This window comes from Bradyrhizobium sp. SRS-191 (assembly GCF_024586915.1).
Taxonomy (GTDB): Bacteria; Pseudomonadota; Alphaproteobacteria; order Rhizobiales; family Xanthobacteraceae; genus Bradyrhizobium.
Genome location: NZ_JANBVS010000031.1, coordinates 40719 through 49374 on the forward strand (window position 1 = coordinate 40719; position 8656 = coordinate 49374).

At 66.1% G+C, this 8656-nt stretch carries 7 protein-coding genes; 4 read left to right on the forward strand and 3 right to left on the reverse strand.

Annotated elements, in window-relative coordinates:
- The first annotated feature begins 33 nt into the window (after positions 1-33).
- The 3 genes from gfa (at position 34) to NLR35_RS32785 (ending at position 3761) form a co-directional block, all read left to right on the forward strand.
- Positions 34-597 (forward strand): S-(hydroxymethyl)glutathione synthase, encoded by a 564-nt coding sequence (gfa, locus tag NLR35_RS32775; RefSeq protein WP_257170675.1) that lies wholly within the window; start codon positions 34-36, stop codon positions 595-597.
- 375 nt (positions 598-972) lie between these two features.
- Positions 973-1425 (forward strand): (2Fe-2S)-binding protein, encoded by a 453-nt coding sequence (locus tag NLR35_RS32780; RefSeq protein WP_257170676.1) that lies wholly within the window; start codon positions 973-975, stop codon positions 1423-1425.
- Positions 1426-1427: 2 nt separating this feature from the next.
- Positions 1428-3761, forward strand: coding sequence for a xanthine dehydrogenase family protein molybdopterin-binding subunit (locus NLR35_RS32785; protein ID WP_257170677.1), 2334 nt, complete (start codon positions 1428-1430; stop codon positions 3759-3761).
- A 71-nt stretch (positions 3762-3832) separates the two neighbouring features.
- Here the strand turns inward: NLR35_RS32785 and NLR35_RS32790 are convergent, their stop codons facing one another.
- On the reverse strand, positions 3833-4207 hold the full coding sequence (locus tag NLR35_RS32790; protein WP_257170678.1) for a transposase: 375 nt from the start codon (positions 4205-4207) through the stop codon (positions 3833-3835).
- Positions 4208-4514: 307 nt separating this feature from the next.
- On the opposite strand from NLR35_RS32790, the gene NLR35_RS32795 reads away from it, so the two are divergent.
- Complete coding sequence (locus NLR35_RS32795) at positions 4515-5453, forward strand: acetamidase/formamidase family protein (protein ID WP_257170679.1); 939 nt, start codon at positions 4515-4517, stop codon at positions 5451-5453.
- A gap of 8 nt (positions 5454-5461) precedes the next feature.
- On the opposite strand, the gene ccoG is transcribed toward NLR35_RS32795, so the two are convergent.
- Positions 5462-6955: a cytochrome c oxidase accessory protein CcoG gene (gene ccoG / locus NLR35_RS32800; RefSeq protein ID WP_257170680.1), complete on the reverse strand. Its 1494-nt coding sequence runs from the start codon at positions 6953-6955 to the stop codon at positions 5462-5464.
- Positions 6956-7588: 633 nt separating this feature from the next.
- Positions 7589-8383: a fumarylacetoacetate hydrolase family protein gene (locus NLR35_RS32805; RefSeq protein ID WP_257170681.1), complete on the reverse strand. Its 795-nt coding sequence runs from the start codon at positions 8381-8383 to the stop codon at positions 7589-7591.
- Between the last annotated feature and the right edge of the window lie 273 nt (positions 8384-8656).

The following is an 8656-nucleotide window of genomic DNA, read 5'->3' on the forward strand; positions in this document are numbered from 1 at the left end:
CCCGAGCCACGCAAAACTGAGGAGGATTGCGCAATGACTGTCCACATTCACCCGTCCGTTGATAACGGCGTCAAACAGGGAAGCGGCCACTTCGCCGGCGGCACCCTGGTCTGCAAGTGCCACGACCGGCCGGTGAAGGTCGGCATCACCGGCGACGTCGCGCATAATCACGCATGCGGCTGCACCAAGTGCTGGAAGCCGTCGGGCGCGACCTTCTCGGTCGTCGCCGTGGTGCCGCGGCAGAACGTCACGGTCCTGGAAAACGGCGACAAGCTGAAGATCGTCGACGCCTCCGCCGTCATCCAGCGCTATGCCTGCACGGGCTGCGGCACGCACATGTACGGCCGGATCGAGAACACGGGTCATCCGTTCTACGGCCTCGACTTCATCCATCCCGAGCTGTTCCAGGAACAGGGCTCGGCGGCACCGGGCTTTGCAGCCTTCGTTTCCTCGGTGATCGAGTCGGGCGTGAAGCCGGAACAGATGGGCGAAATCCGCGCGCGGCTGAAGGAGCTGGGGCTCGAGCCCTATGACTGCCTTTCGCCGGCGCTGATGGATGCGATTGCCACCCACGTGGCGAAAGCAAAGGCGGCCTGAGGGCCGCAGAGTACCAAGCGTAACAACTGAAGCGTTCCTTCCTGAAGACTTGGTGCCTCGCCTGCCCCACGCTGGCGAGGCATTCTTTTTTTGCCGTCGTCCTGATTGAACGGCCACCGCTGCCCTCGCGGCAGCGCGCCAGGTTCCCTGTTTGCATTGCAACGGGCTGCACGCGCACTGCTCGCGTGCTCCGGGAACACACGCGCCTGTGTAGACCGATGCCTGTGCCGGTCTGCTATCATGGGCAGCTTTCCGACAATTCCCAATTGATCCGGCGCGTGCACATTGGACGCGTGCGAATGGGACATGTGGTCCTGCGCGCGTCCACCAACGATCAGAACCAACGACCATTGGTCCGACAAAACGAGGGCGAACATGATCAAGGTGAAAATCAACGGACAGGAGCAGAGCTGGGATGGAGATCCGAGCCTGCCGCTGTTGTGGTATCTGCGCGACGAGCTTGGCCTGACCGGCTCGAAATATGGCTGCGGCCAGGCGCTGTGCGGCGCTTGCACCGTGATGGTCGACAAGGAGGCCGCGCGTTCCTGCATCACCGCGATCTCCGATGTCGCGGGGCGCGAGGTCACGACCATCGAGGGCCTGCACCCGACCGGCGACCATCCGGTGCAGAAGGCGTGGCGGCAGGTCAACGTGCCGCAATGCGGCTTCTGCCAGGCGGGGCAGATCATGCAGGCGGCGGCGCTGCTCAACCAGAATCCGAAGCCGTCGCATGACCAGATCCGGGACGCGATGTCCGGCAACATCTGCCGCTGCGGCTGCTATCAGCGCATCGAGAATGCGGTTCATCTGGCCTCGACGGGGGTGTGATCATGACCATCATCGCAAATCCGGACACCGCGAAGTCCACCTCGCGCCGCGGCTTCGAGCGGCATCTGAAGATCGAGAACGTTTCGCGCCGCGCCATCCTGCAGACGCTGGGTCTCGCGGGCGGCTTCGTGCTCACAGCGCCCCTGCTCTCGCGGCCGGCCTTCGCGGCCTATGAAACCGGCGCCGGCAAAATGCCGCATGGCACCGTGGTCGACCCCAAGGTCTTCGTGTCGATCGCGCCCGACGGCATCGTCTCCATCCTCGCGCATCGCTCCGAGATGGGCACCGGCGTGCGCACCAGCCTGCCGCTGATCGTCGCCGAGGAAATGGAAGCCGACTGGTCGAAGGTCCGCGTCGTGCAGGCGCCCGGGGACGAGGTGAAGTTCGGCAACCAGGACACCGACGGCTCGCGCAGCACGCGGCATTATCTGTTGCCGATGCGCCAGATCGGCGCGATGGCGCGCGCGATGCTGGAGGCGGCTGCAGCCAAGAAGCTCGGCGTTCCCACCAGCGAGGTGAAAGCGGTCAACCACGAGGTCGTGCACAGCGCCAGCGGCAAGCGCCTCGGCTTCGGTGAGCTCGCGGCCGACGCGGCCAATCAGCCAGTGCCCGCCGTCGACGCCATCACGCTGAAGTCGCCGAAGGACTTCCGCTATCTCGGCAAGGGCCAGGTCAGCATCGTCGATCTGCACGACATCACCGTCGGCAAGGCGCATTACGGCGCCGATATCCGCCTGCCGGACATGAAGTACGCGGTCATTGCCCGGCCGCCGGTCACGGGCGGCAAGGTGAAGTCGTTCGATCCGGCGGAGGCGCTCAAGGTGTCCGGCGTCGAGAAGGTGCTCGAGGTCAAGGGCTGGCCCTGGCCCTCGAAGTTCCAGCCGCTCGGCGGTGTGGCGGTGATCGCGCGCAATACGGGTGCCGCGATCAAGGGCCGCGATGCGCTGAAGGTCGAATGGGACGACGGTCCAAATGCGGCCTACGATTCCGTCGCCTATCGCGCCGAGCTCGAATCCGCCGCACGCCAGCCGGGTCTCGTCGTGCGCCAGGAAGGCGATGCCGACGCCGCGCTGAAGTCGGCCGACAAGGTGATCACCGGCGAGTACTATTTGCCCCACTTCGCCCATGCCAGCATGGAGCCGCCGGTCGCGGTCGCCGACGTCAAGGGTGACAAGGCCGAGATCTGGGCGCCCGTGCAGAGCCCCGGCGGGACCCGCGAGGATGTCGCCAAGACGCTGCAGATCCCGATCGAGAACGTGACCGTCAACGTCACCCTGCTCGGCGGCGGTTTCGGCCGCAAGTCGAAGTGCGACTTCGCGCTCGAAGCCGCCCTGCTCTCCAAGGAGCTGGGCGCGCCGGTGAAGGTGCAGTGGACCCGTGACGACGACATCCAGCACGACTTCCTGCACACGGTCTCGGTCGAGCGGATCGAAGCGGGCCTCGACAAGAGCGGCAAGGTCGTCGCCTGGCGTCACCGCAGCGTCGCGCCGACGATCCTGTCGACCTTCGCGGCCGGCGCCGATCATGCCGCGCCGTTCGAGCTCGGCATGGGCCTCGTCGACATGCCGTTCGAGATCGCCAACATCCAGTGCGAGAACCCCGCCGCCAAGGCGATGACCCGCATCGGCTGGTTCCGCTCGGTCTCGAACATCCCACGTGCCTTCGCCGTGCAGTCGATGGTCGGCGAGATCGCCGCCGCCACCGGCCGCGACCAGAAGGACATGCTGCTCGAACTGATCGGCAGCCCGCGAATCGTCAAGCTCGCTTCGGTGAAGGATCTCTGGAACTACGGCGAGCCCTATGAGAGCTACCCGATCGACACCGGGCGGCTGCGCCGCGTCGTCGAATTCGTCGCCGAGAAGGGCAATTGGGGCCGCAGCGTTCCCAAGGGCCGCGGCCTCGGCATCGCCGCGCATCGCAGTTTCGTCAGCTACATCGCCACCATCGTGGAGGTCGAGGTCGACGACAAGGGCAAGCTGACCGTGCATCAGGTCGACAGCGCGATCGACTGTGGTGTGTTCGTCAACCCCGAGCGCATCCAGTCGCAGCTCGAAGGTGCTGCGATCATGGGGCTGAGCCTCGCCAAATACGGCGAGGTCAGCTTCAAGAATGGCCGCGTGCAGCAGCGCAACTTCGACGACCATCCGGTGGTCCGGATCGACGAGGCTCCGCTGGTCACGAACGTGCACATCGTGCCGGCGGATCCCGACACGCCGCCGAGCGGCGTCGGCGAACCCGGCGTGCCGCCGTTCGCACCGGCGCTCGCCAATGCGATCTTCGCCGCCACCGGCAAACGCCTGCGCGCGCTGCCGATCGGCAAGCAGCTCGCGATCTGAGAGCAGCGATATGACGACATCATCGGCCGGAGCGATCCGGCCGATGATCGTTTCAGCAGAACAGTGATGAGTTACCGGCCGTAGCGCACCGAGGCATAGCGGCCGATGACGGCACCGCGCGCCTGCCCCGGCGCACCGGCGACGCCATGGGGCGTGCTGCCGCAGTCCTGGCGCAGCGGCGCAGGCGCCGGTTTGGTCGCGGCGTTCGCCGACGGCTGGGCTTCGACGAGCTTGGTCACCAGCGAACGTAGCCGCTGGTTCTCGATCTCCAGCTCCTTCAGATGACGCAGAGCAGGACTCGTAAGGCCGCCATAGCGCTGCCGCCAGCGATAGAAGGTGCGCAGCGACACGCCGGCGGTGCTGCAAATTTCGGCAATCGGAACGCCCGACTCCGCCTCGCACAGCAGAACCAGGATCTCGTGCTCGGTGTGCAGGGAACGTCGCATGATCACAGACCCCTACGCGGCCAACACAACTATTCTCGCATGAATTCCATAAGCTTGGTAGTGGCGCAGCGCATGGCCCTCGCGACCGCGCGCAGCATCTGCGCGCCGCGGCGCCGGTCAAGCGCGACGGCGTGAGATCGTCGGGACCGGCCGGGGCGTCGTCACCGATTGGCAAAATTGACATCAGCGGCGGACGTCGCGCCGATCTGCCGGGACCCTGAGCAAGGCTGACCAGTTTTTGGCATTGCGGGCCGTCACATCCTGCCTTGTTATCAGCACCGAGAACCGAGCCTGACGGAGCCAGCCCATGTCCAAACGCCACGAGATTCCCGCGACACATGAGAGCATGGTGTGGGGCTATCTCGACAGCACGACACCGCCGGTGCTCGAGGTCGCCTCGGGTGACACGGTGACGCTGCATTCGTTCCCGGCCGGCGGCAAGGAGACCCTGCCGGCGGACCGGAGCATCGTTCCCCCCGCCTATCTCACCGCGCTTGACACCATGATCCAGGGGCCGGGCCCGCACTTCATCACCGGGCCTGTTTATGTGAAGGGTGCGCAGCCCGGCGATACGCTCCAGGTCGACATCCTCAACGTCAAGGTCAGCCAGGACTGGGGCTTCGTCTCGATCCTGCCGCTGCTCGGCACCCTCCCCGACGAGTTCACCGACTACGAGACGATCCACCCCAAGGTCGACCACGACCGCCAGGTCTGCATCATGCCCTGGGGCACCGAGATCGCGCTCGATCCGTTCTTCGGCATCATCGCGACCGCGCCGCCGCCGGCGTGGGGGCGGTGCGGCTCGCCGGTGCCGCGCAGCTTCGGCGGTAACATGGACAACAAGGAGCTGCGGCCGGGCACGACGCTGTATCTGCCCGTCTTCAACGAGGGCGCGCTCTTCTTCGCCGGCGACGGCCACGGCGTGCAGGGCGACGGCGAGGTCTGCATCACCGCGCTGGAGACCGGCGTCACCGGCACCTTCCGTCTCACCGTGCGCAAGGACATGGATATCACTTGGCCGTTCGCCGAGAACGCCACGCACCTGATGTCGATCGGGCTCGACGAGGATCTCGACGATGCCGCCAAGCAGGCGACGCGCGAGATGGTCAAGCATGTCTGCGCCCGCACCAATCTGTCGCGCAATCAGGCCTACATGCTGTGCTCGCTGGCCGGCAATCTGCGCGTCACCCAGATGGTGGATGGCAACAAGGGCATCCACATGTTGTTGCCGAAGGCGTATCTGTAAGTCCTCCTCTAGCGGTTGACGAAGCGGTCCTGCGCGGTCAGCACGACCTGCCCGGCGGCGTCGACCGCCTGGAACGTGACGTCGGCCTCCACAGGCTCGGGCATGGTCAGCGTGACGCGCAACGTCTCCGAACCATCCGGCTCGACCTCGATCGCATCCGCCTTGGCATAACCGACGATCGCGAGCGCCGCGTCGACGCCGCGGATGCCGAGCTTGAAGGTCTGCGAAGCGGAGGACTTGTTGAGCAGCTTGACGGTGTAGGCGTTGCGCACTGATCCATCCGACAGCCGCACCGACATCGGATCGCGGTCGTGCTGCACCGACAACACGGCGGTGGTCTTGGTGACGAACGACACCGCGATCACGCCGGCCAGCGCCACGCAGGCGAGCGCGAGACCGACCGTCTTCGGGCGCACCAGCCGCGACACCCGCAGCTCGCCAGCGCGGCCACGCTCGATGTTGCGCCAGCTCTCGTAGTCGATCAGCCCGCGCGGACGGTCGAGCTTGGCCATCACGCCGTCGCAGGCGTCGACGCAGAGGCCGCAATTGATGCAGGCGAAGCTCGGCCCCTGGCGGATGTCGATGCCGATCGGGCAGACCGCGACGCAGGCGCCGCAATCGACGCAGTCGCCGGCCGGCTCGCCCTTCGCCCGCGCCTCGACCGCTTTCTTCACCGACATCCGGGTCTCGCCGCGATAGTCGCGGTAGTTCACGGTGAAGGCCTCCGGATCCCAGATCGCGCCCTGAAGACGCGGCCACGGACACATGAAGGTGCAGACCTGCTCGCGCGCGAAGCCGGCGAGGCCGTAGGTGGTGCCGGCAAACACCAGAGTCCACGTCAATGCGGTCGCCGACATCTCGCCATGGGCGAGATCGCGCAGCAGCTCCGGCGCGTCGGTGAAGTAGAAGATCAGGGTGCCGCCTGTGAGAAGCGCGATCATCATCCACAGCACGTGCTTGGTGGCGATCTGCGCCGCGCGCTTTGCGGTCAGCGGCGCACCGATGTTCTTCAGCCGTTGCCGGCGGTCGCCCTCGACGAGACGCTCGACCAGCAGGAACAGGTCCGTCCACACCGTCTGCGGACAGGCGAAGCCGCACCACAGCCGGCCGGCCAGCGCATTGACCAGAACGAGGATGAAGGTCGCCAGCAGCATCGCCGCGGTGATGAGATAGAGGTCCTGCGGCCAGATCTCGGCCGGCCCGAGATAGAGCCTGCCATGGGCGAAATCGAGCAGCACCGCCTGGTCCGGCGCGTTCGGGCCGCGGTTCCAGCGGATGAAGGGCGTGACGTAGTAGACGCCGAGGGTCAGGACGAGGATCAGCCATTTGAGGCGGCGGATCGGCCCCTTGACGCCTTGTGGAACCACAGGACCGCCGGCTTGGCGAGGCGACCGCGCGTGTCCGCGCTGCTGCGGCTTGGCTTGGACCGGGGCTTGACCTTGCCCCTGCCCCGGCGCCATGCGGCGCGTCCTGGCGTGATCGATCTCGATGGTGATGGCCACGGCTGCCCTCGTTCGCTTGCCTGTTGCGGGCGACGATAGGTGGCGGTGGGAGAGCGCTCTTTGTCGGCCCACAAACTTGCGAACGGCTGGCAGCGTCTGTTTGCGCGGGAACAACGATGGCGGGTGCAGGACGGGTGATGAGAGGCGCGGCGCCGCGAGCGCCACGGCGGCAGGCGCAGCATCCGGCGGGATGGCTGCGGCTGCCGCCCTTTGTAGAGATCGCGTATTGCAGAGCGTCAGCGGTTGACGACCTGAATTCTACGCTCAAGTCTCTCCAAATCGTCATGGCCGGGCTTGTCCCGGCCATCTACGTCGTTCGGCATGCTGAGCACGACGTGGATGCCCGGGACGAGCCCGGGCATGACGGAGGTACTAATTTGCAGGGGTGCTGGTGTTGGTAGCCTCTTGTTCTCATAGGCGAGCGCCTCACGCGCGGCGAGACCCCGGATTGCACCGCCAGATGTGATCCGGGTGAGGAGGACTCATCGCTCGGTTGGTGCGTGGAGCTGCCCCTCACCCCAACCCTCTCCCCGTGAAGAACGGGGAGAGGGAGCACACTGCCGTCGTGGCAATGACCTCCCTCCCGACCGGCGGTGTCCATTTGTCAGCGACGATGTGCGACGGATATCCCGCTCACACGATCTTAATCGACATGTCCGGCAGGCCCTCCAGCTTGCACAGTAGCACGTCGCCCTTGACCACCGGGCCGACATTCTCCGGCGTGCCGGAATAGATGATGTCGCCGGCCTTGAGCTCGAACGCCTCGGAGAGTTTCGCGATCTGCTCGGCGACGCTCCAGATCATCTTGGTGAGATCGGAGTTCTGCCGGACCGTGCCGTTGACCGCGAGCGAGATCGCGCCCTTGGTGAAGTGGCCGACCTTCGCCACCGGATGGATCGGGCCGATGAGGGCGGCATGATCAAAGCTCTTGCCGATCTCCCAGGGCTTCTTCTCGGCGGCCATGCCGTTCTGCAGGTCGCGCCGGGTCATGTCGAGGCCGAGGGCGTAGCCATAGACGTGATCGAGTGCGGACTCGACGGGAATGTTGGTGCCGCCGGATTTCAGCGCGGCGACCAGTTCGACCTCGTGGTGATAGTTCTTGGTCAGCGACGGATATGGATGATCGGCGACCTCGCCGACCGCGACGTTCTGGATCGCATCGGTCGGCTTCTGAAAGAAGAACGGCGGCTCGCGGTTCGGATCGGAGCCGCGCTCGATCGCATGCGCCGCGTAGTTGCGGCCGATGCAGTAGATGCGGCGGACCGGGAACACGCCCCCGTCACCCGCGATCGGGATGGTCGTGGCCGGCACGGCGAAGATCGGCTTCGGCCCGGCCTGCGCGGCGGCAGGTTGCGTGTCCGTCATGATCACGGCCGCCGCGGCGGCGCTGCCGGCGACGAGAAGTTCGCGGCGTGAAGTGTCTGCCATGGGTTCCTCCTGGAGCAGCCGTTACGACCGGCTGAGTTGTTGCTTCTGACGCGCCGTCGCGGCGCCGTCCAACTGATAAGCATATCCATTATGCCAGCGCCACCATCCGCGCACGCGCCGTCGCTCTCGCGGCGCAACACGCGCCCGAAGCGATGATCGAGACCCCCGCTCGACAATGCGAGGGCGCAAGGAGGACCGGACCTCGACTGAGGCCCGTGGCCCGCCTGCTCAAAAAAATGCAGGCGGCAGGTACCACAGGTTCAGCCGGACAGA

Bases quoted from the DNA above. Each gene is read 5' to 3' on its own strand.
- gfa (WP_257170675.1), top strand. From the start codon at position 34: ATGACTGTCCACATTCACCCGTCCGTTGATAACGGCGTCAAACAGGGA.
- NLR35_RS32780 (WP_257170676.1), top strand. From the start codon at position 973: ATGATCAAGGTGAAAATCAACGGACAGGAGCAGAGCTGGGATGGAGAT.
- NLR35_RS32785 (WP_257170677.1), top strand. From the start codon at position 1,428: ATGACCATCATCGCAAATCCGGACACCGCGAAGTCCACCTCGCGCCGC.
- NLR35_RS32790 (WP_257170678.1), bottom strand. From the start codon at position 4,207: ATGCGACGTTCCCTGCACACCGAGCACGAGATCCTGGTTCTGCTGTGC.
- NLR35_RS32795 (WP_257170679.1), top strand. From the start codon at position 4,515: ATGTCCAAACGCCACGAGATTCCCGCGACACATGAGAGCATGGTGTGG.
- NLR35_RS32805 (WP_257170681.1), bottom strand. From the start codon at position 8,383: ATGGCAGACACTTCACGCCGCGAACTTCTCGTCGCCGGCAGCGCCGCC.